Consider the following 24,593-nt stretch of genomic DNA (forward strand, 5'->3'; position numbering starts at 1 on the left):
TTCTTTCATTTAATAAATATATTCTTTAAAAATGCCTCAGCCGGATAGCTGAGGCATTCTTATCGATGCAGTTATTTAATACGTCCGCAGCACTGTTTATATTTCTTTCCGCTTCCACATGGACATGGGTCGTTTGGATAAATCTTATCCGCCACCTTGCGGACCGGCGCGCGCATAGCGCTGTCATCCTTGTTAGTTCCGGTCACCTTGGCCGCCGGCTCACGCTCCACCTTCTGCTCTACGCGGATGTGGAACAGAATGCGGACCGTATCCTCACGGATCGCCGCCGTCATGCCGTCGAACATCTCATAGCCGCTCATCTTGTATTCTACCAGCGGATCTCTCTGGCCGTAAGCCTGAAGACCGATACCCTGGCGCAGCTGGTCCATATCGTCGATATGGGACATCCACTTGTTGTCAATCACCTTCAGAAGAATCACACGCTCAATCTCACGAATCTGCTCGGATTCCGGGAATTCCGCCTCTTTCGCCTCGTACAGCTTGATGGCCTCTTCCTTCAGCATGTGCTTTAACTCGTTCTTCTTCATGTTCTTCTGCTCATCCCTCAGCACAATCGGGTGCAGGGGAACGATAGGAAGCAGCAGGGAATTCAGTTCCTTCAAATCCCAGTTCTCTGTGGCCTGCTCATCCGGGATGGCCATGTCCACAGCATTTTCCACGATATCGGTTACCATCTTTAAGATAACATCTCTCATGTTATCCCCATCCAGCACCTTGCGGCGCTCCTCATAAATAACCTCACGCTGCTCGTTCATCACCTCGTCGTATTTCAACAGGTTTTCACGGATACCAAAGTTGTTGGTCTCTATCTTCTTCTGGGCTTTCTCGATGGCGTTGGACAACATCTTGTGCTCAATCTGCTCATTCTCCGGCACGCCCATGGCATTGAACATATCCATCAGCTTCTCGGAGCCGAACAGTCTCATCAGGTCGTCTTCCAGGGAGATGTAGAATCTTGACTCACCCGGGTCTCCCTGACGTCCGGAACGTCCGCGCAGCTGATTGTCAATACGTCTCGACTCATGGCGCTCCGTACCGATAATCTTCAGACCACCTGCCGCCTTGGCATCCTCGTCCAGCTTGATATCCGTACCACGGCCTGCCATGTTGGTGGCGATAGTAACCGCCTTGTGAACACCGGCGTCGGCGACAATCTCCGCCTCCAGCTCATGGAACTTAGCATTCAATACTTTATGGGGAATTCCACGCTTTTTCAGCATCTTGCTGAGCATCTCGGAAGTCTCTATGGTGATGGTACCAACCAGAACCGGCTGTCCCTTCTCATAGGTCCGCTCAATCTCATCCACAACCGCGTTGAACTTTTCCTTTTTGGTCTTGTAAACCGCGTCATTCAAATCAATACGGGCAATCGGCTTGTTGGTCGGAATCTCGATGGCATCCATTCCGTAGGTGCTTCGAAACTCCTTCTCCTCCGTCAGAGCCGTACCGGTCATACCGGCCTTCTTGCGGAACTTATTAAAGAAGTTCTGGAAGGTGATGGTAGCCAGAGTCTTGCTCTCCCGCTTTACATTCACATGCTCCTTCGCCTCAATCGCCTGATGGAGACCGTCGGAATAGCGGCGGCCCGGCATGATACGACCGGTAAACTCATCGACAATCAGAACCTCGTCGTCTTTTACCACATAATCCTTATCTCTGTGCATCAGGTTGTTGGCGCGCAGAGCCAGGATGATATTGTGCTGAATCTCCAGATTCTCCGGATCTGCCAGGTTCTCAATATGGAAGAATTCCTCCACCTTCTTGACACCGTCCTCGGTTAAGTTCACCACCTTGTCCTTCTCATTGACAATGTAGTCGCCGGTCTCCTCGATTTCCTCGCCCATGATGGCGTTCATCTTGGAGAACTCACCGGAAGCCTCGCCCTTCTCCAACTGGCGCGCCAGAATGTCGCAGACTTCATATAATTTAGTAGACTTGCCGCTCTGGCCGGAGATAATAAGCGGAGTTCTGGCCTCATCAATCAATACGGAATCGACCTCATCGATGATGGCGTAATCCAGCTCCCGGAGCACCATCTGCTCCTTGTAGATCGCCATATTATCTCTCAGATAGTCAAATCCCAGCTCGTTGTTGGTGACATAGGTGATGTCGCAGGCGTAAGCCGCACGCCGCTCGTCGGAAGTCATGGCATTGAGCACCACGCCTACCGTCAGGCCCAGAAACTCATGAACCTGTCCCATCCACTCCGCGTCACGCTTGGCCAAGTAGTCGTTAACCGTTACAATATGAACCCCTTTTCCCGTCAGCGCATTCAAATAAGCAGGCGCCGTGGAAACCAGGGTCTTACCTTCACCGGTCTTCATCTCCGCGATACGTCCCTGATGAAGAACGATACCACCGATTAACTGAACCGGGTAATGCTCCATGTTCAGAGTTCTTCTGGCTGCCTCTCTGACTGTGGCAAATGCCTCAGGCAGAATATCATCCAGCGTCTCCCCTGCAGCCAGACGCTCCTTGAAGATTCTGGTCTTGTCCTTTAACTGCTCGTCGGACAACTCCATCATCTCCGGGCGCAATGCCACAATCTTATCGACAATGGGATATATCATTTTTAGTTCTCGCTCGCTGTGAGTTCCGAACATCTTCTCAATGAGATTCATGAGTCACACTCCTATAATTTCTATATAATATATGCGTTGATTTTACGATACAATCTTATATATTGTAGCACCAACCCCCTGTGAATTCAACCGATTCTAATCTTATTCACAAAAAATTAACTTTTGTGAACATTCATAAACATTCATAATGGAAGACCCAGGAAAGGCTGACAGTTACTGGTGGATAACCGGACAGATAATTGGCGACATAATAAGGGTGGTTATGGTAAACCTAGCACATTGCACAAAAATTACGTTCGATTTCCAAGTTATCCACATTATCCACATTGATTTTCCCCATTTTGGTGGATTTCTATCCACACCCAAGGGGGGCCATTTTAGCGGGAAAAGTAGTTATGCACCGAGTTATCCACATTATCCACAATTTTTTTCCATAATCCACCCTTTTTCTCCAAAAGCCGCAAAATATTTTATTTTTGTGAAGATGTCATAAACTTTCAAATTTCGACAGAATTTTACAAGTAAAAAGTCGATGGATTTTATAAAAAATTCAGATTAATTGTCACAACATTCCAGCTTTTCTCGTTGAATTTTTCGAATACATGTGGTATACTGAAACCATCTCAAAAGAAGGAGTTGATGACTTATGCGTTATACCATTACAGGAAGAAATATTGAGGTGACCCCAGGACTAAGAGATGCCATTCAGGATAAAATCGGTAAACTTGACCGCTACTTTAACCCTGATACCGAAGTGATTGTTACCTTAAGCGTCCAGAAGGACAAGCAGAACATCGAGGTGACCATCCCGGTAAAGGGGAACATCATCCGGGCAGAAGAATCCAGCAGTGATATGTATGTGTCCATAGATTTAGTAGAGGAGATAATCGAGCGTCAGATTAAAAAATATAAGACCAAACTAATCGACAAAAAACAGGCAGCCCAGTCCTTCTCCGAACTGTTCATAAACGAAGAACCGACAGCAGCCGACGAAGAAATCAAGATAGTCAAAACCAAGAAATTTGCCGTAAAACCCATGGACCCCGAGGAAGCCTGCCTCCAGATGGAACTTCTGGGACACAACTTCTACGTATTCCTAAACTCCGATACCGACCAGGTCAGCGTCGTTTACAAGAGAAAGAGCAACACCTACGGTTTAATCGAACCGGAATTTTAAATACCAGACAAAACACAGGAGCGGCTGCTTGCAGCCGCTCCTGATAATTTTCAAAGACCTTACAGCAAATCTCCCAGTTCATGTTCAACAATCTCTTCAATCTCTTTTGCCATTCTTGCTGAACGTTCCCTCTCCAGGCCAATGGTATCGGCCACCTTTAAAAGTTCCTTATGCCCTGGATTTCTTCCATTGCCATCCACACAAGTGGCATGCTCTCCACCAACGGAGTGGCTGTAAGTGAGGTCATAGGCCGGAGACAGCCTCCACCCATTCTCCTCCCTGCAATATAGAAATGTAAAATTCTTTGAATGATCATCCCGATTATGGGCAAACACATTAAAGCACATCTGTCGAAATAGAAGTTCTACCTGACTGTAATCCTTCGTCAGGCTCAGCGCCAGCTTCATTAGCAGATGATAATCCAGATTAGGAATCCGATGAGAGGTCTCCAAAAGACCGCTGACAGAAACCATATGAACCTTCTCCTTTTTCCCATCTCTTCCATGACTGCGGTCAAACCGTTTTGTACCAAAATATCCGGCACATCTTTGTGACGGGAACAGCCTGGTCTCCATCATCTCAAGGCCACACTTCCTGGCACACAGACTATACCGATACTCCGTCTCCCCAATATCCTCTCTGTCCATGGAGGATGGAAACTTCACAATCCAGTCCTCTCCTTCATATGTGGTATAAATCTTAGGTCTGGCGCCGCCCGAAGAACCTCCCAACAGAAACAGCTCGTCCAGATCTTCCGTATACTCTGTTTTCAACAATTCCCTGCACGCATCAGCCAAATGGTCATAGTCCAGATTTTCCCTTTTCTCCCCCAGCTCATGAACCGGCCGATAAGACAATGCCCCCATTCCGGAATCTCCCACAATCGCCAGCCGGTTCAGACTGTCCACGGTATATGGATTCACCCCTTCCCGCACCAGCATTCTGTCTACCAAAAGTCTCCCCCAGCCATCCGGCAGACTGTCGGCAAACACGCCAAACAGTCCATCAAAAGGCTCCGGTTTTGGAATAAACACCTTTTTCTCCAATGGCAGAGAAAAGGGACTTATGGAAAATCCATCCACAAGCCACTGCTCATCATACTCAAACGCCACCCGGCCATCCTTCATCGCCGCCAGCGTTCCTACTTTCTCCTCTCCCATAAATACTTCTAATGCTTTAAATATTTTCATCTAATATCTCCTGAATGGATGAATACTGTTTCTTTGCAAACAAAGAAGAAAAATCATCCTCGCACCCCAATGCAATAGCCAGCTTTATCAGCGAACGAAGAGAAATCTCACCACTTGTCTCAAACCGCTTCAATGACCCAAGACTCACCCCCGCTTTCCTGCTCAACTGTTCCTGGGTAAGTTTTCCTTCTTTTCGCCTTTTTTTCATCTGCTCTACTATCATAGCACTGACTTCATCCGGGGTTTTTACAAACATCATGTCTATCTCTTTCATAGATAATATATTAATCTTTTTTAAATATTATGTCAATAATAAATCATATATTATCTAAATTTCAAATTCAAAAGAGACCTCTGAATATCATCCAAAGGTCTCTGCTCTCCAATATCCGCCTATCTTTTTAATGTTCCGTCAAATACCGCTCCACGCTGGTGATGGCGTTGGCGCCGTCGGATACTGCTGTTACAATCTGACGAAGCTGTTTGGTTCTCACGTCACCGGCGGCGAAGATTCCAGGGACGGAAGTCTTGCAGTCCTCGGCGGCTGTGATGTAGCCGTGGTCCATCTCCAGAAGGCCCTCGAACTTCTGGCTGTTGGGGGTGATTCCTACGGCAACGAATACGCCGTCCACCGGAAGCTCTGAGGAAACGCCGGTCTTCTTGTTAGTGATTTTCAGGCTGTTTACCTTGCCGTCACCCTGAATCTCATCTACCACCGTATCCCACAGAATCTCCACATTTTCCTGCTCCATCAGGCGTTCCTGGAGGGTCTTGGCGCCGCGGAATTCGTCTCTTCTGTGGAGAACGTACACCTTCTCGCACATTCTGGCCAGGAAGATAGCATCCTCCAGAGCCACATCGCCGCCGCCCACAACGGCAGTCACTTTCTTCCTGAAAAATGCTCCGTCACAGGTCGCGCAGTAAGAGACGCCCATGCCTGTCAGTTCCTCTTCTCCCGGCACGCCCAGCTTCCGGTGGGCCGCTCCGGTAGCAATCACAATGCTTTTCGCCTCATAGGCGCCGTTTTCACACACGACACGGCGGACAGCGCCGTCCACCTCAATCCGGATGACCTCGTCGGTGACAAACTCCGCCCCCAGCGAATCCGCATGGCTGCGGAACTTCATCCCCATATCGTATCCGTTAATTCCCGGAAGTCCCGGGTAATTGTCCACCTCATAGGTGTTAAGTACCTGTCCTCCGCTCATCATCTCTTTTTCCAGCACCAGTGTGGCGAGTTTCGCTCTCTGGGCATAGATAGCCGCTGACAATCCGGCGGGGCCGGAGCCTATAATAATGACATCATATACATTTCCCATACATGTTCACCTGTCCTTCGTTTCTGTTTGCCTGTTATTGCTTCCTAAATTAGTATATCACAGCCCTATGTAATAATCCAAACTAATTTCGTTTTTCTCTCTCTTTCCATTCAATTTATACGAATTTGTGCTATACTGTAAGTAACTCGTTTCCATGTTACCGGTTTTATACTGCACCGGGTAAACAATGGATTTTATTTTAGGAAAGGGTGATAATGATGGCACAGAAGACAGTATTAATCACTGGAGCATCCAGAGGAATTGGCAAGGCAATCGCCGTCAAATTTGCCAAGAAAAATTATAATGTGGTGATAAACTGCATTCAGAACGAGGAACGGCTGTTACAGACCAAGCGGGAGATTGAATCCTACCAGGTATCCTGTCTGGCCCAGATGGGCGACATGGGTAATATGGAGCAGTGCCAGCTTTTATTTGACAAGATTCGAAAGCAGTTTGGCACGCTGGACGTCCTTGTCAACAACGCCGGCATTTCCTATATCGGACAGCTTCAGGATATGACCAGTTCCGACTGGGACAGAATCATACGGACCAACTTAACCTCCGTATTTAATTGCAGCAAGCTGGCTATCCCCGGCATGGTAGCCCAGAAATACGGGAAAATTATCAACATTTCCTCGGTCTGGGGCGTGGTGGGCGCTTCCTGCGAAGTGGCATATTCCGCTACCAAGGGCGGCATCAACGCGTTTACCAAAGCGCTGGCCAAGGAGCTGGCACCCAGCAATATCCAGGTCAACGCGGTGGCCTGCGGCGCTATCGACACGGAGATGAATCAGTTTCTGGAGGAGGACGAGCTGATTGCGCTGGTGGATGAGATTCCCGCCGGCAGACTGGGCAGCGCCGAGGAGGTGGCGGACCTCGTCTATCACCTAGGGTACAAAAACTCCTATCTGACAGGTCAAATTATCGGTCTGGACGGGGGCTGGATTTAGACTGAAAAGCGACTGAAAGGAGGGCGTACCTATGCCCACGACTTATACACATTACCGTTTTGGAAGAGACGTTTTAAAGCAGCTTCCCGACAATATCAGAGAGACCATTGTCCCATACCGGGACCTTTACGACATCGGTCTTCACGGACCGGATCTGCTGTTCTACTACAAGGCGCTGAAGAAAAATGCAGTCAACCAGACCGGAGTGGCCATGCATGACAAACCTGCCAGAGAATTTTTCCGCTCCGCCAAGCTGGCTATGGACCAGACGTCAGAGCCGGGTCCCTGCCTGGCTTACCTGTTCGGTTTCATCTGCCATTTTGCGCTGGACTCCTCCTGTCATCCCTATATTGAGGAGAAGATTCGACAGACCGGGATTACCCACAGCGAGATAGAGGCGGAGCTTGACCGGGCGCTTATGGTGATGGACGGGCATAATCCCATCACCTGGCATCCAACCGGCCACTTGAAGGCCACCAGGCCAAACGCCCAGGTCATCGCCAGGTTCTTCCCAACAATACGGGAAAAACAGATATACCGCTCCATCCGCTCCATCCGGTGGTACTGCAACCAGCTGGTTGCCCCCCAGCCATGGAAACGGCGGCTGATCTACCGTCTGTTGAAACTGGGCAGAAGCTATGACTCTGTACACGGAATGATTATCAACTACAAACCCAATCCCGCCTGTGCTACCATCTGCACCACACTGGAGAACCTGTATCTCACCGCCATTCCACTTGCGGTGGAGCTGATTATAAATTATCAGGCTTATCTTTTGGGTGACCAGAAACTGGACGCCAGGTTTGGACATACTTTTGGCGAATTTTAGGAGAATATAAAATATCCGGGGATTGATTCCCCGGATATTTTTATGCCTGCGGCCGAAGTTAAAAGCTGCGGATTTTATCGTTCTCGTCCTCTTCCGTGTTGCGGATAGATTTAATTACCACATAATAGCTGTAATTGTCATTGACCTTCACTTCCACCCGGTCGCCAACCTTGTGGCGGAGGATGGCCTTGCCGATAGGCGATTCAATACTGATAAGGCCGTTGAGGGAACTGCCACGGATGGAGGTCACCAGCCGGTAAGTCTCCGTCTCGTCATCCTCCTCGATATACAGCTCCACCGTGTTGTTGAGCCCCACCTCATCATCCCGGGACTCATCCGATACGATATGGGCCGTTCTCAGCATTCTCTCCAGATAGCGGATGCGGCTTTCATTTTTATTCTTGTCCTTCTTCGCCGCGTAATACTCGAAATTCTCGCTCAAATCGCCCTGGGCCCTGGCTTCCTTCACCGCCTCGATAGCCTCCTTGCGGACCACTAGTTTCCGATACTCAATCTCTTCCTCTATCTTCTTCACATCACTTTTCGTCAATCTCTCTGCCATGTTCCAATCCCACCTGTCTTTTTCCATTGCCGGCCATACTCCATGCCGGCAGTCTATCGCCATTATATCACAGGTTTTGAACGGGAACAAGGCAGATTCCGTTCTAGCAAAGCTCCGCCACCACAGCCTGGCAGGGTTTCAGCGTTATCTCCACAACGCCGGAATCACCCGCTTCCAAAGCGGCTCCCACAGCCACTTCCCCCTCTGGCTCCTCCATATTCGTAAGCAGAATCCTGGCCGCCGCCCCCGGCACATGGAGCGTCACATCGCCCTCCCCATAGTTGGTTCCAATCCAGATTCTCTTCTTCTCATCCTCCCTGAAAAATGCAAACACCTTCTCCTCCCCGTCGTAAGCCGGTGTAAATCTTCCATAGGTCAATGTTTCCCGGTACGCCTCCGACTTCTTAAGCGCCAGCAGCTTCTTGTAGTAGGAAAGCACGGAATCCGGGTCCTGCTGCTGCTCCTTCACGTTGATATCCCTATAATCCGGATTCAGCTTCATCCACGGCGTCCCTGTCGTAAAGCCGCCATTTTCATCATTGCTCCACTGCATGGGCGTTCTGGCATTATCCCGGCTGCGCCGATAGCAGATTTCCAGCGCCGCCTTCTCATCAAACCCGGCCTCCAGGGCCAGCCGGTACTGATTCTTCGTCTCCAAATCGTCATATTCCTCTATCCCGGCCATCCGGCAGTTCCTCATCCCAATCTCCTGCCCCTGGTAGATAAACGGGATTCCCCGAAGCAGAACCGTCACCGTGGCAAGCATCTTCGTCCCAGCCGGATTCTGCGCATACGCCGGCAGATACGTGGACGCCCCTCTCGGCTCATCATGATTCTCAATGATATTGGCCTCAAATCCAATCCCCTGGGCCTTCAGCTGGGAATCCACAATGGCGTCCCTCCACGCATAAAAATCATAGGGCTTTGCGTCATACCACCCGTGTTTCCCCTCCATGGTAGAGAGCGGTTCAAAATCGAAGATTGCGGAAAAATGTCCATTCTCGCCGATAAACGCCTCCCGCTCTCCCTCCTTCATGTTAAACACTTCCCCTACGCTAAACGCCTGGTATTTGTCAAATGTCTCCCGCTTCAGCTCCTGAAGCAGCTCCCCGACGCCGTCCACGGACTCCACCATCTTCGTGCACCGCACCAGCCCGTCAGCTCCGTCCGGCTCATAATTCGGAAAGCTGGTATCCTTCTTGATATTGATAATTGCATCCACCCGGAAACCAGCAAGCCCTTTATCAAGCCACCAGTTCACCATGTCAAACAGTTCCCGCTTCACCTTCGGATTGTTCCAGTTCAAATCCGGCTGCTCCTTGGCAAACATATGGAGATAATATTTGTCCGTCCCCGGCACCGGCTCCCAGGTGCTTCCGCCAAAATAGGAGCGGTAATTGCTGGGCGGATTGCCGTCCTTCCCCTTCTCAAAATAGAAATACTCCGCATACTCCCCATCTGGGTCCGCCAGCGCCTTCTGAAACCACTCATGCTCCGAGGAACAGTGGTTAATCACCAAATCCATGACGATATACATATCCCGCTTCTTCGCCTCGGCCAGCAGCTCCTCAAAATCCTCCATAGTCCCAAATTCCGGCGCAATCCGATAATAGTCCGAGATATCATACCCCTGGTCCACAAAAGGCGACTGATAGATGGGAGATATCCACACAATATCAATCCCCAGCTCCTTTAAATAATCCAGCTTCGAGATAATCCCCCTCAAATCTCCAATCCCGTCCCCATTGGAATCCATAAAGCTCTTCGGATATATCTGATACGCAACCTTGTCATGCCACCATAATTTTTTCATGAAAATGTCCTCTTTTCCGCTATGTATTGCCTTTTTTGTATGATACTGCTATTATAAGAACATAACCGAAAAATATCTTGCATTATAGTAGCGTTATATAACACAATTCTGCTCTTGCAGGATATCTCACATACTATCCCAAAACATTTCGGAGGATACCCATCCCATGCAAAATACCACTTTCCTGACCCCCGCACAAAAAGAAGACGTCCGCCACGGCGAATACATTTTCCCCATCCAGGAATACCACTGCCTGTTTGACGAGGCAGAGCCCATCCTGACCCCGCATTGGCATGAGGAGGCGGAACTGACACTCATCACGGAGGGAAGCAGCATCTATCACCTGAATCTTCAGGAGTACCCGGTGGAGGCCGGGGACCTGCTTTTAGTCCCGCCCATGATTCTCCATTCCATTCAGCACACCGGTGATGCCCCCATGCGCTCCCTGACCTACGTTTTCCACCTGAATTTCCTGGGCGGCAACTCCGCCGATATCTGCTCCATGAAATATTTTACGCCGCTGATGAAGCAGAAGTTTGCGCTTCCAGCCATCATAAAAGAGAGCCATCCGGCCTATCCATCCCTTCTCGGAATCTTCCGCCAGATCAGCTCTCTCTACACCGAACGCCCGCTAGGCTATGAACTCGCCCTGAAATCCTGCCTTCTTCAGGTCATCTTTCTGCTTCTCCCCTACCGCCAGCAGGAGCCCTCCGCTCCCACGCCCTGGTTCGCGGCCTCCGAGAAACTGAAAGCCGTCTTAAACTACATCGAAACCAACTACGACACCGCCATCCCCGTCAGCCAGCTTGCTGATATCTGCTGCTTCAGCGAATATCATTTCATGCGCTTCTTCAAGAAGCACACCGGCATGACCTGCGTCGAATACATCAACAACCTCCGCCTGGAGAAAGCCGTCCAGCTCTTCGAGCAGGGCCACACCTCCATCCTGGAAGTCTCCCTGTCCGTAGGCTTTGGCAACCTGTCCTACTTCCACCGGGCCTTCAAAAAGAAATACGGCATTACTCCGCGTACCTTTCTCTCCCAGACAGACAATGGCAAAGAAGAATGATAACGAACATCAAAAAAGCTCCGCAGAATCTTCTGCGGAGCCTTGTAAATCCATATATCGACAGGTAACCCTGCCAAGCCATTATCTCTTGGAGAACTGTGGCGCACGACGAGCTGCTTTCAAGCCGTACTTCTTTCTCTCTTTCATTCTTGGGTCTCTGGTTAAGTAGCCAGCTTTCTTGAGAATCGGACGATACTCTGCATCTGCCTGTAATAAGGCTCTGGAGATACCATGTCTGATGGCACCAGCCTGACCGGTGAAACCGCCGCCGCGTACGTTTACCAGTACGTCGAACTTGTCAGTTGTCTCTGTTGCTACAAGCGGCTGACGAACAACCAGCTTTAATGTCTCAAGACCAAGATACTCATCGATATCTCTCTTGTTGATTGTGATTTTACCAGTTCCTGGTACTAAATATACTCTGGCGATAGATTTTTTTCTTCTGCCTGTTCCGTAAAATTTATTGTTAGCCATTGCTATTTCCTCCTTTCAGCACCTTTAATTAAAATTTGATTTCTAAAACTTCCGGCTTCTGAGCGGCCTGCTCGTGGTCAGGTCCTGCATATACGTGAAGTTTTGTCATCATGCTTCTTCCTAAAGGTCCCTTTGGAAGCATCCCCTTAACTGCCAGCTCGATCACCTTCTCAGGTTTCTTGTCCATCATCTCACGCAATGTGGTCTCTTTCATACCACCTACGTACTCAGAGTGATGATAGTAAATCTTCTGGTCTAACTTCTTGCCAGTTACTTTAATCTTCTCTGCATTAACTACGATTACATAATCACCACAATCCATATGAGGTGTGTAAATCGGCTTGTTCTTTCCTCTTAAAACCTTTGCTACTTCTGAAGCCAAACGTCCTAATGTATATCCGGTAGCATCAACTACGTACCATTTTCTTTCAATTGTCGCTGGACTAGCCATAAAACTCTTCATTGGTCGACCTCCTAATAAAATCACATGTTTAAATAAATATAACTATCTAAAAATGCTCTTACCGGGGCTTTGGTCGAGCACTTTCGTCTAACGTCACAGTTATACATTATATAACACTCTCCCACGTGTGTCAACCTCTTTTTCCCATAAAATCAAGGTTTTTTCACGGTTTCCGGCACTGTGGCATACCATCTGGAATACAGCTTCTCATTTTCAAACCCACATTTCTGATATAGGCGGTAAGCTGGCTGGTTGGAATCAGCCACCAGGAGCGTCAGTCTCTCCCGTTTCTTTTCCAATGCGAAAACTGCGGTTTCCGCCAGAGCCGCCTCTGCCAGCCCCTGTTTTTGAAATTCCTTTTGAATCCCCAGGCTGTCAATCTCGCATTCGCCATTCTCTTTCTCGATTAACATGACAAATCCGGCCGCCCGGTCCTGCTGCATCACCCAAAAGACCGATTCCTCCTCACAGGCCAGCCGCGTCTTCAATTCCTCCTCCGTCAAGGTAGCCGAGTTGGGAACTGAGAAGAACACCTCGTTAAACAGATTGCAGAATGACTGCGCCTCCGCTGCCTCAACCGCCCTCAGACTTACATCCTCCCTGGCGGCAGCATTGAGCTGTTCTGCCTGACAGCCCATTTTCACAAAGCTGTGGGCATAGTCAAACCGGTAATAACCGTAGTTCTTCCCGGTCTGAATCCGCCCCTCTTTCTCTCTATCACACACATAGACCTCACGGGCGCCGTTTCTCACCGCCTGGTGGGTCACCCGGGTCAACAGGCCGTCGAATTCTTCCTTCACACACCGCTCAATCACCAGATAGGCTTTTCCCTTTGGCCCAACTTCCCCCTGAATCAGCCGGTACTTCCAGTACTTATTCTCCCCCACAATCTCCGGTTTCAGCTCCGTCTCATAGTCCAGACTGATAAGAGTCAGGCCCTTCGGCAATGCGGTCTGTCCCGCCGCCTGTCTGTCCCTGGCGTCCAGAATCTCCTCCACATGCTCCGGCGGATAGACGCCCATGCCCACCTTCATCAGCGTGCCGGCGATGATCCGCACCATATTATAGAGGAAACCGCTTCCGCTGATTCGTATGGTAATCATATCCCCGCTTTTCTCTACGTCGAGGCTGTATATCGTCCGAACCGTTTCCTCCGCCTGACCACGCACCGTGCAGAAGCTCCTGAAATCGTGCTCCCCCACCAGATACTTCGCCGCCTCCTTCATTTTCTCCACATCCAGAGGGAAATAGCAGAAATGAGAGTACAGCCGAAGCGTCGGCATATCAATTTTCCGGTTCAGTATTTTGTATTCATAGGTCTTCGTGCAGTTGCATTTCCTGGGGTGCCAGTCCGGCGCCACCTCCTCGGACTTTAAAATCCGGATATCCTGTGGCAGCCGCTGATTCAGCGCAAAACATATCTTCTCCGCCGGCATCCGGTTCTCCGTGTCGAACACGGCTACATTTCCCTCCGCATGAACCCCGGAATCCGTCCGGCTTGCCCCTATCACAACAACAGGCTCTCTCAGAAGATCTGAAAGAGCTTTGTTGAGTACCTCTTCAATTGTAATACCATTGGGCTGAATCTGCCATCCGCAGTAATTCGTGCCGTCATAGGCGACCACCATTCTCACCCGTTTCATTTAAACTCTCCTTCTACAAGAACCGGGTAATCCCGACCATCACAGCCAGATATCCCACATACACCAGATAGGCCATCCCGTCTCTACGCGCATATTTTAGCGGCTTCATCTTCGTCCGCCCCTCCCCACCGCGGTAACATCTGGCCTCCATAGCCATCGCCAGATCCGTGGCCCGGCGGAAAGCCGAGATAAACAGCGGCACCAGCAGCGGCACCATGCTCTTCGCCTTCTGAATCAGATTTCCACTCTCAAAATCCGCCCCTCTCGCCATCTGCGCCTTCATAATCTTGTCCGTCTCCTCAATGAGAATCGGAATGAACCGCAGCGCGATGGACATCATCATGGAAACCTCATGAACCGGCGCCTTAATCTTCTTTAAGAAGCCCAGACTCTTCTCCAGCCCGTCCGTCAGCTCGTTGGGCGTGGTGGTCAGCGTCATAATCGAGGAACCCACCACCAGGTACATCAGTCTCAGCCCCATAAAGCAGGCCATCCGGATGCCCTCCCTTGTAATCTTCAAAAATCCCAGTTTCACCAGCACTTCCCCGTCCGTCAGAAACAGGTTGAAGCTGACACTGATTAACAGCAGAAACACAATCGCCTTCAAGCCCTTCACCATAAACTTGAAGGGCACCCTGGAAAGCTTAATCGCCATGGCCAGGAACAGTGTCGCCACCACATAAGCCCAGATATTATTAGCCAGAAACAGCGAAATAATAAATACCATGGTGCCAAACAGCTTCGTCCTGGGGTCCATCTTGTGCAGCACCGAATCCACCGGATAATATTGTCCTAATGTAATATCTCTAATCATATGCCCTGCTTCCCAAACAGCTTCAGAATCGCCCTGGCCGCCTCTTCCACCGTCGTAATATCATCTTCAATCGGAACTCCGTGTTCCTTCAGCCCATGGACAATATAAGTCACCTGGGGCGCCGCCAGTCCCATGGCCTCCAGCTCCTTATAATGCTCAAATACTTCCTTGGGAGTCCCGTCAAACGCCTTTTCCCCGTGGTTCATCACCATGATGCGGTCCGCATACCTGGCGATATCCTCCATGCTGTGGGACACCAGAATAATCGTCATATGCTTCTCTCTGTGAAGCTCGGAAATCTGGTCCAGAATTTCGTCCCTTCCCCTGGGGTCCAGCCCAGCCGTCGGCTCATCCAAAATAAGGACCTCCGGCTTCATCGCCAGCACACCGGCAATCGCCACACGCCGCTTCTGTCCGCCGGACAGTTCAAACGGCGACTGCTCCCAGAACTTCTCCTCCAGCCCCACAAGCTGCAGCGCTTCTCTCGCTCGCTCCTGAACCTCCTCCTTGGACAGTCCCTGGTTCTTCGGCCCAAAGCAGACATCCGAGAACACATCCACCTCAAACAGCTGGTGCTCCGGATACTGGAATACCAGCCCCACCTTGCTCCGCAGTTCCTTCAAACTGTAACCTTCACTGTATATATCCGTTCCATTATAGGTAATCGTCCCCTCCGTCTGCCGGATCAGCCCGTTTAAATGCTGAATCAGCGTGGACTTCCCGGAGCCAGTATGCCCAATCAGTCCCACAAACTGCCCGTCCGGAATCTCAAAATTCACATCCTTCAGCGCATACTGCTCAAAGGCCGTCCCCGGACTGTATATATAAGTTAAATGCTCTACTTTAATTGACATGTTTCTCTCCTGTCTCCAAGGTCACCTGCCCGGGAAAACGCTCCGCAAACAGCGGAAGCAGACTGTCAAGCAGCTCCCTCCTGGTCAGAATCCCCTCTGGAATATCCAGTCCGCCCTCCCGCAGCTCATAAGCCAGCTCCGTCACCTGGGGCACATCCATCCGGTATCCCTTCAGCTCCTTCACCTTGGAAAATATCTCTCTGGGCGTCCCGTCCATCACAATCTTCCCGTCATCCATCACAATCACCCGGTCCGCATGAATCACCTCTTCCATGTAATGGGTAATCAGAAGCACAGTGATACCCTCCTTCCGGTTCAGCGCCCGGACAGTCTTGATGACCTCCTTCCGCCCGTTGGGGTCCAGCATGGCCGTAGGCTCGTCCAGGATAATGCATTCGGGCCGCATAGCCATCACACCGGCAATCGCCACCCGCTGCTTCTGTCCACCGGACAGCTTGTTGGGCGACTTGTACCGGTAGGCCGTCATTCCTACCGCTTCCAGGCTCTCATCCACCCGCCGCCATATCTCATCCGTGGAGATTCCGATGTTCTCCGGCCCAAAGCCCACATCCTCCTCCACCACATTGCCGATAATCTGGTTGTCCGGGTTCTGGAATACCATCCCCGCCTTCTTCCGGATTTCCCATATCTGCTCGTCATCCGACGTGTTCATGCCGGAAACCCAGACCGTCCCTTCCGTAGGCGTGAGAATCCCGTTAATCTGCTTCGCAAATGTAGACTTCCCGGAACCGTTATGTCCCAGAATCGCCACAAACGTCCCCTTCTCAATCTCCAGGCTCATCCCGTCAATGGCACGGTTCACCTCTTCTATATTCTCTTCTTCGTCACGTCTCACATAATCAAAAATCAGCTTGCTCGCTTTAATAATGCCCATAATCGACCTTTCCGTGGTAATACTCATTATGCTTTACAATTTTAGATGAAATTACCCAAACAGTCAAGAAAAAAAGAGAATGACACAAAAGCCATTCCCTTTTCGTATGATTATCTTTATCCTTATCCTTTATATCAAACTGCTTCGGCTTGGCTGACACACAGGTTACTGTACGTACAGTCCGCTTTCATTCAGTTGACATCCATCAATCACGGTGTTTGCCGCCATCTTGCCGTCCGTGTACAGGTAGTACCACTCACCCGGCTTCGCTTCCACCCATCCGGTAGCCATGCTTCCGTCGGAGCGCATAAAGTACCAGACTCCATCAAGCTGCTGCCAGCCCGTCAGCATCTTGCCGTCGGCATTCAGATAATACCAGGCGCCGTTGATATCCGCCCAGCCGGTCTTCGCATATCCGTCCGCATTAAAGTAATACCACTCGCCGGCAATCAGATACCACTGATTGGTCACATAGGAGTTATCCAGCATCTGGTACTTCTTTCCCTGCTGATAGGTTCTCCACCTTCCGGTGGTATCTCCCCTTCCAGTCACATACTGGGAATCCGATTCCACCCACTCACCGGTCTTCTGAGTAGAATCCTTCGCGTAAGCACATACCTCAAAATAATACTCACTGTCATCTTCAATATATTTGGCAAAATCAACCTTGGTGGTGTCTACCGTCAGACGGACAATGGATGTGCCATCCTGATACAGTCTCACCTGATACTTCTTCGCCTTATCGACTTTTCTCCAGCGGGCCGTGGTCTCATTCTCCCACCATGCCTTCTCCGTCTCTCCCAGCTGATACTTTTCCTGCGCCGCAAATGCGGTCAACGCCAGCATCATACAGAGCAGAGCCGCAATTACGCTGGTCATCAATATTCTCACTCGTTTCGATTCAAACTGTCTCATCTTTCTCCCATCCTTTGGTATCCATTATTTTTTCCAAATACCGTTGCCATCCACGTAGAAGCCGCTGATGGTGGTATTCACCGCCTTGTTGCCGGACCCCGGATAGAAGTAGTACCAGTTGCCCTCTACCTCCTGCCAGCCTTCTACCATGGCTCCGGAGCTGTTCATATAATAAATCAGGCCATTGACCTGTATCCATCCCACACACATGGAGCCCTCTAAGTCTCCTGGGTTGGAATTCAGATAATACCATTTGTCACCACTCTTAATCCAGCCCACCATCATGGCCCCTGAATTGTCCATGTAGTAATAACGGTTGTTCTTTAACTGCCATCCTGTCAGCATCCTGCCGTCGTTGTCGAACAAGTACCACTTGTCGTTAATCTTCGCCCAGGAATTTTTCTGGTAGGTGCCGTCCGGATACCGGTAAAACCAGGTGTCACCGTTCTGAATCCAGCCAACCTGGCCGCCGCTGTTGCCGTTGGCATCGCTCTGCCCGGTTCCGTCAGACACGTGTTCTTTATCTACATACACCTCATCCGACTGAACCCAGTCGCTCTTGCTGCCATACTTCTTCTGCGCCTCCGTGCCAGGCACCGCCCGCACCTTGAAGGAATAGCTGCCTTCCTTTGTCATATATGGATAAAAGTTATAGGACGTTCCCTGGTATGCCTCCAGCTTCTTCACAAGGCCGCTGCCGCGGTACAGAGACACATCATAGTAACCGGATGATGCCTTTCTGTCGTCCTCATCGTAATAACCCCATCTCGCATTGCCAAATCCGGAACCGGTCCAGTCTGTCAATGTCGGCACCGGGAAATCACCGCTGATTCCCTTCAGCTTCACGGTCACTTCCAGCGCATCGCCGGATTCCCTGATTCTCGCCGATACGAAGGTTCCACCTTTGACTGTCACATTGCTGGAGGAATAACCTCCCCGGAAAATATAATCTCTGTCACCGACATTGTAATAACTGCTTCGCAGAGTCACCACCATCTTCGGTTCCGAACCTACGGTAAGAACTCGGTCCTCATTCGTACCCGATGCCCAGTCCACATCATCAATTGTATACTTGTTTGAATTAACTGCGGCATAGGTACCACTCTGTGCATCTGTCGTCCCCTCCACAGCCGTTGGCCGGCTTGGCAGGTAATCCCCCGCCTCACAGTCAGTCCCCACTCTTATGCTGACGGATGAAATGGCCGCATAACTGGTCGCCGCAAGGCTGGTAAGCGGCATCGCATTCACTATGGTGCCAATTAATGTTATGATACTGAGTATCTTAACAGTCTTCCTCATCGCTTTCCCCTCCCTGTAATCCAACATGCATCCCATTATCAGGATACATTCCCTCTTCTTACCTTTTCTACCTTTATTATATACGTCGCCCTACCATGGGTCAACTTACGATATTCTTTCTTTTTTCTGTACGGTATCTTCTTAAACAGCATCAAAAAAGCCCCCGCATTGCGGAGGCTCATTCATCATTATACTAATTCAAGTACAACTTCCATTGCACCGTCACCTTTACGCTGGCCAATCTTAACGATTCTTGTGTAACCACCGTTGCGGTTTGCATACTTTGGTGCAATCTCATCAAACAGTTTTGCAGGCATATCAACACTCTTGGTGTTTTTCTTCTTGCCAGCTAATGTTGTAGGAACTTCTGTCACATTGTACAGAACCTTTAACATCTGTCTTCTAGCATGAAGTCTGGAAGGTAAATCTTTCTTGATTTCTTTCTCAACTTCATCATAAACGGTAACTTTCTTGCCGTTTACCACTTCTTTGACTCTCTTGCCATCTTTGTCCTTGCGGGCAACTTTAGCAGTTACCTTAACAGTCTCAAAGTTGTCTCTCTCTTTCACAGCCATAGCGATTAAGCCTTCTGCTACTTTGCGGACTTCCTTTGCTCTTGTCTCAGTGGTAACAATCTTGCCGTGGTATAATAAGTTGGTTACCTGATTTCTGATTAATGCTTTTCTCTGGTCAGAGGTTCTGCCCAGTTTTCTATATCCTGCCATTCCTTTTTCCTCCATTGTTGTGGAGTGCACAGCCATGCATCGTCGGTCTTACTGGCCTGCATCATCCAATTTTTGTAACATACCCAGCCTCTGCACGTTGGACTTACGGGCCGGGCACTTATCATTTATGCAGTCTGCGATTTACTCATCGCTTGGGTTAAGCTGCAAGCCTAACTCCTTCAACTTCGCCAGCACTTCCTCCAGGGACTTGCGGCCAAGGTTTCGAACCTTCATCATATCCTCGGAAGTTCTGTTGCACAGTTCTTCCACCGTATTGATTCCGGCTCTCTTTAAACAGTTGTATGAACGGACAGAAAGCTCCAGCTCATCAATGTTCATCTCTAATACTTTCTCTTTCTCATTGTCTTCCTTCTCGACCATAATCTCTGCGGTCTTGGCATTCTCGGACAAATCGATGAAGAGATTTAAGTGCTCGCTCAGCACTTTGGCAGCCAGACTCACTGCTTCGTCCGGTGCTAAAGTTCCGTTGGTGAATACGTCCAGAGTCAGCTTATCGTAATCGGTAATCTGTCCCACACGGGTATTCTCAACAGCCAGGTTCACACGCTCTACCGGAGTGTAGATAGAGTCAACCGCGATAACGCCGATCGGCAGCTCCTCTTTTTTGTTCTTGTCTGCACTCACGTAGCCGCGGCCTTTGGTAATGGTAAGCTCCATATAGAACTTACTGTCCGCTCCGCCGCTTAAGGTGGCAATCACCTGCTCGGGATTGAGAATCTCGATATCAGGGTCTGCCTGAATATCAGCGCCAGTGATGACGCCTTCACCTTCGAATTCAATGTAAGCAACTTTCGCTTCATTTGTCTCGCTGGTATTTCTAATAGATAAGCTCTTGATGTTCATGATGATTTCAGTTACGTCTTCCTTTACTCCGGGAATAGAACTGAACTCATGCAAAACGCCGTCGATTTTCACCTGGCTGACTGCCGCACCCGGTAAGGAGGAAAGCATGATTCTCCTTAATGAATTACCTAATGTGGTGCCGTAGCCTCTCTCCAGTGGTTCAACTACAAACTTGCCATATTTTCTGTCTTCAGAAATCTCTGCGATTTCAATGTTTGGTTTTTCAAAATCGAACACTAATAGCCCCTCCTTTTGGGTATCATATAATCGAGGCTCTTATACTCCTAATTATTTAGAGTACAACTCGACGATAAGCATTTCGTTTACTGGAACATCAATCTCATCTCTTGTTGGCATCTCTTTTACCGTACCGCGTAAGTTCTCAGCATCAACGTCAAGCCATGCCGGAACCATTCTTCCAGCAGTGGATTCCATTGCATCTTTAAATCTCTGGGAAGATTTGCTCTTCTCTTTTACTTCGATAACATCGCCAGCCTTTACCAGGTAGGAAGGGATGTTGACACATTTGCCGTTCACAAGAATGCTCTTGTGGTCAACCATCTGTCTTGTCTCTCTTCTGGTTCTGCCGAATCCCATACGGAATACCACGTTATCAAGTCTTCTCTCCAGCAGAATCATAAGGTTCTGACCTACCATACCATCCATCTTGGATGCTTTTGCATAGTAATTACGGAAAGGTTTCTCCAACACACCATAAATGAATTTTGCTTTCTGTTTCTCACGTAACTGGAGACCATACTCGCTCATCTTTCTGTTAGCTCTTTTTAATTCTCTGTTTGATTTTTTATCTATTCCTAAATATACCGGGTCAAGACCAAGGGACCTACATCTTTTAAGAACAGGAACTCTATCAACTGCCACTGTTTAGTACCTCCTAATTAAACTCTTCTACGTTTTGGCGGGCGACATCCGTTATGTGGAACCGGAGTTACGTCCTTAATACTAGTTACCTCTAAACCGCATGCGGAAAGTGCGCGGATTGCTGCTTCACGGCCTGAACCAGGACCTTTTACCATAACGTCAACAGATTTTAAACCATGTACTAAAGCTGCTTTAGTTGCAGTTTCTGCAGCCATCTGAGCTGCATATGGAGTAGATTTCCTTGAACCTCTAAATCCCAGACCACCGGCACTTGCCCATGATAAAGCATTACCCTGAGCATCTGTTAATGTCACGATTGTGTTATTAAAAGAAGACTGGATATGTGCCTGTCCGCGTTCAACGTTTTTCTTTACACGCTTTTTTGTCACTTTTTTAGTAGTGGACATTTTTTTAGCCATTTTAAACTAACCTACTTTCTTGAAAATTACCAGAATCCTGTTATTCCTGTTTTTAAAACATGTAACGTGATTCTTCAGTTTCTGTGCTGCTGAAATAATTTTAATTATTTCTTCTTGTTTGCTACGGTCTTACGAGGACCTTTGCGGGTTCTTGCATTTGTCTTGGTCTTCTGACCACGAACTGGCAGGCTTTTTCTATGACGGATACCGCGGTAACAGCCAATTTCCTGAAGTCTCTTGATGTTCATAGCGATTTCTCTACGTAAATCACCTTCCACCATCTGAGTCTCACCAATGACTGCAGCGATTCTCTTTACTTCGTCATCAGTTAAATCCTTAACACGAGTGTCAGGACTAACAGAAGCCTCTGCAAGAATACGGTTAGCGCTTGTTCTACCAATACCGTAGATATAAGTCAAACCGATCTCAACACGTTTTTCTCTTGGTAAATCAACACCTGAAATACGAGCCATGTGTGTAGTACACCTCCTAAATTAGTTTTGTGAACGGGAAACTCTAACTCCGTTTCACTGCGTTCGAGTAGCGCTTCGCTCCGCTGCGCTTTAACCTTGTCTCTGTTTGTGCTTAGGATTTTCACAGATTACTCTGATACTGCCTTTTCTTTTGATGATTTTGCACTTTTCGCAAATCGGTTTTACGGATGATCTAACCTTCACAGCAATTCTCCTTTCCTTTCACATCATATACCTAAGTTCTTAGATATATCGGCCAACCAGGGAACTTTTGGGCAAAGTTCACCCAGTATTTCAACAAAGTCGCTAGAGCATTATAACACTTATTCCCTTATATTGCAAGTATTATTTTCACTTTAGCGCCTACTTATCTCTCCAGATGATTCTTCCCTTGGAAAGGTCATATGGTGATAATTCGATAGTAACTTTATCTCCCGGTAAAATCTTGATGTAATTCATGCGGAGCTTTCCGCTGATGTGGGCCAAAACCTGATGACCGTTCTCAAGCTCTACCTGGAACATGGCGTTTGGCAGTTTCTCTACCACGACACCCTCAATCTCAATAACGTCTGCCTTTGACATATGGTCTCCTCCTTACCTTCCCCGCATCTCACTGTTGGGGATTTTCCTCTGCGACTGACTTCTTCTTGTAGCATTTGATGAAATGTTTCACATATTCATCGGTTAACCCATTTTCTTCTATCAGCTTTCTGCGCTGTGGTTCATCGTTATCATGAATAACCTGTACGTGCTTTTTGTTCTTGCACTTTGGGTTTTGCCGTGTCCGGAATTTTCCGTCCATCAGACTAACATATTCTTGACTTTCTTCTATTATGATAAAAAGATTATCTTTATCGTGTCCGGCCAGTGATTTGGCCAGCGCGCCTATTCCATATCTCATGCTGTCACCCTTTTTCGCCAAATGCCGGTGATGGGGACTTACCATCCGAGGAAAGCATCGATAAAATCTCCGGACCATCATCACATATCAAAATCGTGTTTTCATAATGTGCTGACAGGGAACCGTCTTCTGTTACAACTGTCCAGTCATCATCCAGCCACTCCACATCCAGACGTCCCGCATTGATCATCGGCTCAATCGCCAGTGTCATGCCTGCCTGAAGCTTTATGCCCTTTCTTCGCTGTGGGAAATTGGGAATCTCCGGGTCCTCGTGAAGATGAGAGCCAATCCCGTGCCCTACCAAATCCCGTACCACGCCATAGCCAAATTTCTCTGCATAGGCCGCGATTGCAGAAGAAATATCATTTAGATGATTACCAGGTTTTGCATATTTAATCCCCTCAAAGAAACTTTGTCTGGTAACTTCGATGAGTTTTTCTGCTTCCTGGCTGATTTCTCCCACTGCGTGGGTTCTCGCCGCATCGGAATGAAACCCTTTGTAAATGACTCCGGCATCCAGGCTGACGATGTCGCCCTCCTGCAAAATCCGCTTCTTACTCGGAATTCCGTGTACCACTTCGTCGTTCACGGAGACACAGATCGAAGCCGGATAGCCGTTATAGTTTTTAAAAGAAGGAATGCACCCGTAGCTTCGGATAATCTCTTCTCCCAGCCTGTCGATATCCATGGTAGATATCCCCGGCCTCACTGCTTTCGCCAATTCCTCATGAGTGATGGCGAGAATTCTTCCCGCCTCCCTCATAAGATCTATCTCTCTTGTGGATTTAATCGTAACTGACATATTATGCTCCTAAGATGTCCACGATGCTGCTAAATACATCATCCATATTCTGAGTTCCGTCCACCTCAGCCAGCACGCCCGCCTGCTTGTAATACTCAATCAGTGGCTGTGTCTGCTCATGGTAAACGTCGAGACGTTTCTGCACGGTCTCCGGCTTGTCATCGTCACGCAGCACCAGCTCCTGGCCGCACACATCACAGACGCCCTCTTTCTTCGGAGGGTTGAATTCCACGTGATAGGTAGCGCCACAGGCCAGACAAGCTCTGCGCCCTGCCATACGGCTGACAATGTTGTCATCCGGAACATCCACATTGACTGCGAAGTCGATGGATTCTCCCTGTGCCGAAAGAGCTTTTGTCAGGCTCTCCGCCTGCGGAATTGTCCTTGGAAAACCGTCCAGAACATACCCGTTTGCACAGTCAGCATCTTTGATACGGTCCATCAGCATTCCGATGGTGATTTCATCCGGCACCAGCATTCCCTGGTCCATGAAGCCCTTGGCTTTCATACCCAGTTCCGTGCCTCCTTTGATATTGGCCCGAAAGATATCTCCCGTGGAGATATGCGGGATGTGGTATTTCTCTGCGATTCGTTTCGCCTGAGTTCCTTTACCGGCCCCAGGAGCGCCCAACATGATAATCTTCATAAAGTACGTCCT

At 48.9% G+C, this 24,593-nt stretch carries 28 protein-coding genes and 1 pseudogene; 4 read left to right on the top strand and 25 right to left on the bottom strand.

The annotated features are described in order from the left end of the window. Positions 1-71 precede the first annotated feature (71 nt). Positions 72-2,642 carry a preprotein translocase subunit SecA gene (secA, locus tag HMPREF9473_RS20840; RefSeq protein ID WP_006782196.1) on the bottom strand — a complete coding sequence of 857 codons (2,571 nt, stop codon included), beginning with the start codon at positions 2,640-2,642 and terminating at the stop codon, positions 72-74. A 607-nt stretch (positions 2,643-3,249) separates the two neighbouring features. Between secA and hpf the strand changes: the two genes are divergently transcribed. Beyond that, positions 3,250-3,780, top strand: a complete 531-nt coding sequence (hpf, locus tag HMPREF9473_RS20845; protein ID WP_006782197.1) for a ribosome hibernation-promoting factor, HPF/YfiA family — start codon at positions 3,250-3,252, stop codon at positions 3,778-3,780. Between the two features lie 59 nt (positions 3,781-3,839). Here the strand turns inward: hpf and HMPREF9473_RS20850 are convergent, their stop codons facing one another. The 3 genes from HMPREF9473_RS20850 to trxB all read right to left on the bottom strand — a co-directional run bounded on the left by HMPREF9473_RS20850 (position 3,840) and on the right by trxB (position 6,289). Next, positions 3,840-4,970 carry a type II toxin-antitoxin system HipA family toxin gene (locus tag HMPREF9473_RS20850; protein ID WP_006782198.1) on the bottom strand — a complete coding sequence of 377 codons (1,131 nt, stop codon included), beginning with the start codon at positions 4,968-4,970 and terminating at the stop codon, positions 3,840-3,842. Next, the gene (locus tag HMPREF9473_RS20855) at positions 4,957-5,244 is read right to left on the bottom strand and encodes a helix-turn-helix domain-containing protein (RefSeq protein WP_034859930.1); all 288 of its coding nucleotides are present in this window, start codon (positions 5,242-5,244) and stop codon (positions 4,957-4,959) included. The genes HMPREF9473_RS20850 and HMPREF9473_RS20855 overlap by 14 nt, the downstream gene beginning before the upstream one ends. A gap of 127 nt (positions 5,245-5,371) precedes the next feature. Next, positions 5,372-6,289 (bottom strand): thioredoxin-disulfide reductase, encoded by a 918-nt coding sequence (gene trxB, locus HMPREF9473_RS20860; protein ID WP_006782200.1) that lies wholly within the window; start codon positions 6,287-6,289, stop codon positions 5,372-5,374. A gap of 218 nt (positions 6,290-6,507) precedes the next feature. Between trxB and ymfI the strand changes: the two genes are divergently transcribed. After that, a complete protein-coding gene (ymfI, locus tag HMPREF9473_RS20865; RefSeq protein WP_034859996.1) occupies positions 6,508-7,239 on the top strand; it encodes an elongation factor P 5-aminopentanone reductase in 732 nt (243 codons plus the stop codon). A gap of 31 nt (positions 7,240-7,270) precedes the next feature. Continuing rightward, complete coding sequence (locus tag HMPREF9473_RS20870; protein WP_006782202.1) at positions 7,271-8,068, top strand: zinc dependent phospholipase C family protein; 798 nt, start codon at positions 7,271-7,273, stop codon at positions 8,066-8,068. A 58-nt stretch (positions 8,069-8,126) separates the two neighbouring features. Here the strand turns inward: HMPREF9473_RS20870 and greA are convergent, their stop codons facing one another. Then, positions 8,127-8,630: a transcription elongation factor GreA gene (gene greA / locus HMPREF9473_RS20875; RefSeq protein WP_006782203.1), complete on the bottom strand. Its 504-nt coding sequence runs from the start codon at positions 8,628-8,630 to the stop codon at positions 8,127-8,129. 103 nt (positions 8,631-8,733) lie between these two features. Beyond that, positions 8,734-10,443 (bottom strand): glycoside hydrolase family 13 protein, encoded by a 1,710-nt coding sequence (locus tag HMPREF9473_RS20880; protein WP_006782204.1) that lies wholly within the window; start codon positions 10,441-10,443, stop codon positions 8,734-8,736. A 166-nt stretch (positions 10,444-10,609) separates the two neighbouring features. Between HMPREF9473_RS20880 and HMPREF9473_RS20885 the strand changes: the two genes are divergently transcribed. Then, positions 10,610-11,512, top strand: a complete 903-nt coding sequence (locus HMPREF9473_RS20885) for an AraC family transcriptional regulator (protein WP_006782205.1) — start codon at positions 10,610-10,612, stop codon at positions 11,510-11,512. Between the two features lie 81 nt (positions 11,513-11,593). On the opposite strand, the gene rpsI is transcribed toward HMPREF9473_RS20885, so the two are convergent. The 19 genes and pseudogenes from rpsI to HMPREF9473_RS20970 form a co-directional block, all read right to left on the bottom strand. Continuing rightward, complete coding sequence (rpsI, locus tag HMPREF9473_RS20890; protein WP_006782206.1) at positions 11,594-11,986, bottom strand: 30S ribosomal protein S9; 393 nt, start codon at positions 11,984-11,986, stop codon at positions 11,594-11,596. A 28-nt stretch (positions 11,987-12,014) separates the two neighbouring features. Continuing rightward, a complete protein-coding gene (gene rplM / locus HMPREF9473_RS20895) occupies positions 12,015-12,449 on the bottom strand; it encodes a 50S ribosomal protein L13 (protein ID WP_006782207.1) in 435 nt (144 codons plus the stop codon). Positions 12,450-12,601: 152 nt separating this feature from the next. Further along, a complete protein-coding gene (locus HMPREF9473_RS28810; RefSeq protein WP_434059282.1) occupies positions 12,602-13,087 on the bottom strand; it encodes a GNAT family N-acetyltransferase in 486 nt (161 codons plus the stop codon). A 270-nt stretch (positions 13,088-13,357) separates the two neighbouring features. Beyond that, positions 13,358-14,092 (bottom strand): annotated as a pseudogene (truA, locus tag HMPREF9473_RS28815) (tRNA pseudouridine(38-40) synthase TruA); the annotation flags it as partial. 13 nt (positions 14,093-14,105) lie between these two features. Beyond that, positions 14,106-14,906, bottom strand: coding sequence for an energy-coupling factor transporter transmembrane component T family protein (locus HMPREF9473_RS20905; RefSeq protein ID WP_006782209.1), 801 nt, complete (start codon positions 14,904-14,906; stop codon positions 14,106-14,108). Next, on the bottom strand, positions 14,903-15,760 hold the full coding sequence (locus tag HMPREF9473_RS20910) for an energy-coupling factor transporter ATPase (RefSeq protein ID WP_006782210.1): 858 nt from the start codon (positions 15,758-15,760) through the stop codon (positions 14,903-14,905). The genes HMPREF9473_RS20905 and HMPREF9473_RS20910 overlap by 4 nt, the downstream gene beginning before the upstream one ends. Beyond that, positions 15,750-16,655 carry an energy-coupling factor transporter ATPase gene (locus HMPREF9473_RS20915; protein WP_006782211.1) on the bottom strand — a complete coding sequence of 302 codons (906 nt, stop codon included), beginning with the start codon at positions 16,653-16,655 and terminating at the stop codon, positions 15,750-15,752. The genes HMPREF9473_RS20910 and HMPREF9473_RS20915 overlap by 11 nt, the downstream gene beginning before the upstream one ends. A gap of 165 nt (positions 16,656-16,820) precedes the next feature. Beyond that, a complete protein-coding gene (locus tag HMPREF9473_RS20920) occupies positions 16,821-17,570 on the bottom strand; it encodes an N-acetylmuramoyl-L-alanine amidase family protein (RefSeq protein WP_006782212.1) in 750 nt (249 codons plus the stop codon). 24 nt (positions 17,571-17,594) lie between these two features. Further along, positions 17,595-18,869: an N-acetylmuramoyl-L-alanine amidase family protein gene (locus HMPREF9473_RS20925; RefSeq protein ID WP_006782213.1), complete on the bottom strand. Its 1,275-nt coding sequence runs from the start codon at positions 18,867-18,869 to the stop codon at positions 17,595-17,597. A 188-nt stretch (positions 18,870-19,057) separates the two neighbouring features. Next, positions 19,058-19,594, bottom strand: coding sequence for a bL17 family ribosomal protein (locus HMPREF9473_RS20930; RefSeq protein WP_006782214.1), 537 nt, complete (start codon positions 19,592-19,594; stop codon positions 19,058-19,060). Positions 19,595-19,735: 141 nt separating this feature from the next. After that, positions 19,736-20,695, bottom strand: coding sequence for a DNA-directed RNA polymerase subunit alpha (locus tag HMPREF9473_RS20935; RefSeq protein WP_006782215.1), 960 nt, complete (start codon positions 20,693-20,695; stop codon positions 19,736-19,738). A 51-nt stretch (positions 20,696-20,746) separates the two neighbouring features. Further along, a complete protein-coding gene (gene rpsD / locus HMPREF9473_RS20940; protein WP_034859932.1) occupies positions 20,747-21,340 on the bottom strand; it encodes a 30S ribosomal protein S4 in 594 nt (197 codons plus the stop codon). 17 nt (positions 21,341-21,357) lie between these two features. Beyond that, positions 21,358-21,759 carry a 30S ribosomal protein S11 gene (gene rpsK / locus HMPREF9473_RS20945; protein WP_034859933.1) on the bottom strand — a complete coding sequence of 134 codons (402 nt, stop codon included), beginning with the start codon at positions 21,757-21,759 and terminating at the stop codon, positions 21,358-21,360. Positions 21,760-21,863: 104 nt separating this feature from the next. Then, the gene (gene rpsM / locus HMPREF9473_RS20950; protein WP_006782217.1) at positions 21,864-22,232 is read right to left on the bottom strand and encodes a 30S ribosomal protein S13; all 369 of its coding nucleotides are present in this window, start codon (positions 22,230-22,232) and stop codon (positions 21,864-21,866) included. A gap of 90 nt (positions 22,233-22,322) precedes the next feature. Then, entirely contained in the window at positions 22,323-22,436 is a 114-nt protein-coding gene (gene rpmJ / locus HMPREF9473_RS27040; RefSeq protein ID WP_003497809.1) for a 50S ribosomal protein L36, read from the bottom strand. A 159-nt stretch (positions 22,437-22,595) separates the two neighbouring features. Beyond that, positions 22,596-22,814, bottom strand: a complete 219-nt coding sequence (gene infA / locus HMPREF9473_RS20955) for a translation initiation factor IF-1 (protein ID WP_006782218.1) — start codon at positions 22,812-22,814, stop codon at positions 22,596-22,598. Positions 22,815-22,842: 28 nt separating this feature from the next. Then, complete coding sequence (locus HMPREF9473_RS20960; RefSeq protein WP_034859934.1) at positions 22,843-23,133, bottom strand: KOW domain-containing RNA-binding protein; 291 nt, start codon at positions 23,131-23,133, stop codon at positions 22,843-22,845. A gap of 4 nt (positions 23,134-23,137) precedes the next feature. After that, positions 23,138-23,935: a type I methionyl aminopeptidase gene (gene map / locus HMPREF9473_RS20965; protein ID WP_006782219.1), complete on the bottom strand. Its 798-nt coding sequence runs from the start codon at positions 23,933-23,935 to the stop codon at positions 23,138-23,140. A 1-nt stretch (position 23,936) separates the two neighbouring features. Then, positions 23,937-24,581: an adenylate kinase gene (locus tag HMPREF9473_RS20970; protein ID WP_006782220.1), complete on the bottom strand. Its 645-nt coding sequence runs from the start codon at positions 24,579-24,581 to the stop codon at positions 23,937-23,939. Positions 24,582-24,593: the final 12 nt, after the last annotated feature.

Origin of the sequence: Hungatella hathewayi WAL-18680 (genome assembly GCF_000235505.1) — a bacterium.
In the GTDB taxonomy this organism is placed as follows: Bacteria; Bacillota; Clostridia; order Lachnospirales; family Lachnospiraceae; genus Hungatella_A; species Hungatella_A hathewayi_A.

Coding starts and splice junctions, on each gene's coding strand:
- secA (WP_006782196.1), bottom strand. CDS start 2,642: ATGAATCTCATTGAGAAGATGTTCGGAACTCACAGCGAGCGAGAACTA.
- hpf (WP_006782197.1), top strand. CDS start 3,250: ATGCGTTATACCATTACAGGAAGAAATATTGAGGTGACCCCAGGACTA.
- HMPREF9473_RS20850 (WP_006782198.1), bottom strand. CDS start 4,970: ATGAAAATATTTAAAGCATTAGAAGTATTTATGGGAGAGGAGAAAGTA.
- HMPREF9473_RS20855 (WP_034859930.1), bottom strand. CDS start 5,244: ATGAAAGAGATAGACATGATGTTTGTAAAAACCCCGGATGAAGTCAGT.
- trxB (WP_006782200.1), bottom strand. CDS start 6,289: ATGGGAAATGTATATGATGTCATTATTATAGGCTCCGGCCCCGCCGGA.
- ymfI (WP_034859996.1), top strand. CDS start 6,508: ATGGCACAGAAGACAGTATTAATCACTGGAGCATCCAGAGGAATTGGC.
- HMPREF9473_RS20870 (WP_006782202.1), top strand. CDS start 7,271: ATGCCCACGACTTATACACATTACCGTTTTGGAAGAGACGTTTTAAAG.
- greA (WP_006782203.1), bottom strand. CDS start 8,630: ATGGCAGAGAGATTGACGAAAAGTGATGTGAAGAAGATAGAGGAAGAG.
- HMPREF9473_RS20880 (WP_006782204.1), bottom strand. CDS start 10,443: ATGAAAAAATTATGGTGGCATGACAAGGTTGCGTATCAGATATATCCG.
- HMPREF9473_RS20885 (WP_006782205.1), top strand. CDS start 10,610: ATGCAAAATACCACTTTCCTGACCCCCGCACAAAAAGAAGACGTCCGC.
- rpsI (WP_006782206.1), bottom strand. CDS start 11,986: ATGGCTAACAATAAATTTTACGGAACAGGCAGAAGAAAAAAATCTATC.
- rplM (WP_006782207.1), bottom strand. CDS start 12,449: ATGAAGAGTTTTATGGCTAGTCCAGCGACAATTGAAAGAAAATGGTAC.
- HMPREF9473_RS28810 (WP_434059282.1), bottom strand. CDS start 13,087: ATGGGCTGTCAGGCAGAACAGCTCAATGCTGCCGCCAGGGAGGATGTA.
- HMPREF9473_RS20905 (WP_006782209.1), bottom strand. CDS start 14,906: ATGATTAGAGATATTACATTAGGACAATATTATCCGGTGGATTCGGTG.
- HMPREF9473_RS20910 (WP_006782210.1), bottom strand. CDS start 15,760: ATGTCAATTAAAGTAGAGCATTTAACTTATATATACAGTCCGGGGACG.
- HMPREF9473_RS20915 (WP_006782211.1), bottom strand. CDS start 16,655: ATGGGCATTATTAAAGCGAGCAAGCTGATTTTTGATTATGTGAGACGT.
- HMPREF9473_RS20920 (WP_006782212.1), bottom strand. CDS start 17,570: ATGAGACAGTTTGAATCGAAACGAGTGAGAATATTGATGACCAGCGTA.
- HMPREF9473_RS20925 (WP_006782213.1), bottom strand. CDS start 18,869: ATGAGGAAGACTGTTAAGATACTCAGTATCATAACATTAATTGGCACC.
- HMPREF9473_RS20930 (WP_006782214.1), bottom strand. CDS start 19,594: ATGGCAGGATATAGAAAACTGGGCAGAACCTCTGACCAGAGAAAAGCA.
- rpsK (WP_034859933.1), bottom strand. CDS start 21,759: ATGGCTAAAAAAATGTCCACTACTAAAAAAGTGACAAAAAAGCGTGTA.
- rpsM (WP_006782217.1), bottom strand. CDS start 22,232: ATGGCTCGTATTTCAGGTGTTGATTTACCAAGAGAAAAACGTGTTGAG.
- infA (WP_006782218.1), bottom strand. CDS start 22,814: ATGTCAAAGGCAGACGTTATTGAGATTGAGGGTGTCGTGGTAGAGAAA.
- HMPREF9473_RS20960 (WP_034859934.1), bottom strand. CDS start 23,133: ATGAGATATGGAATAGGCGCGCTGGCCAAATCACTGGCCGGACACGAT.
- map (WP_006782219.1), bottom strand. CDS start 23,935: ATGTCAGTTACGATTAAATCCACAAGAGAGATAGATCTTATGAGGGAG.
- HMPREF9473_RS20970 (WP_006782220.1), bottom strand. CDS start 24,581: ATGAAGATTATCATGTTGGGCGCTCCTGGGGCCGGTAAAGGAACTCAG.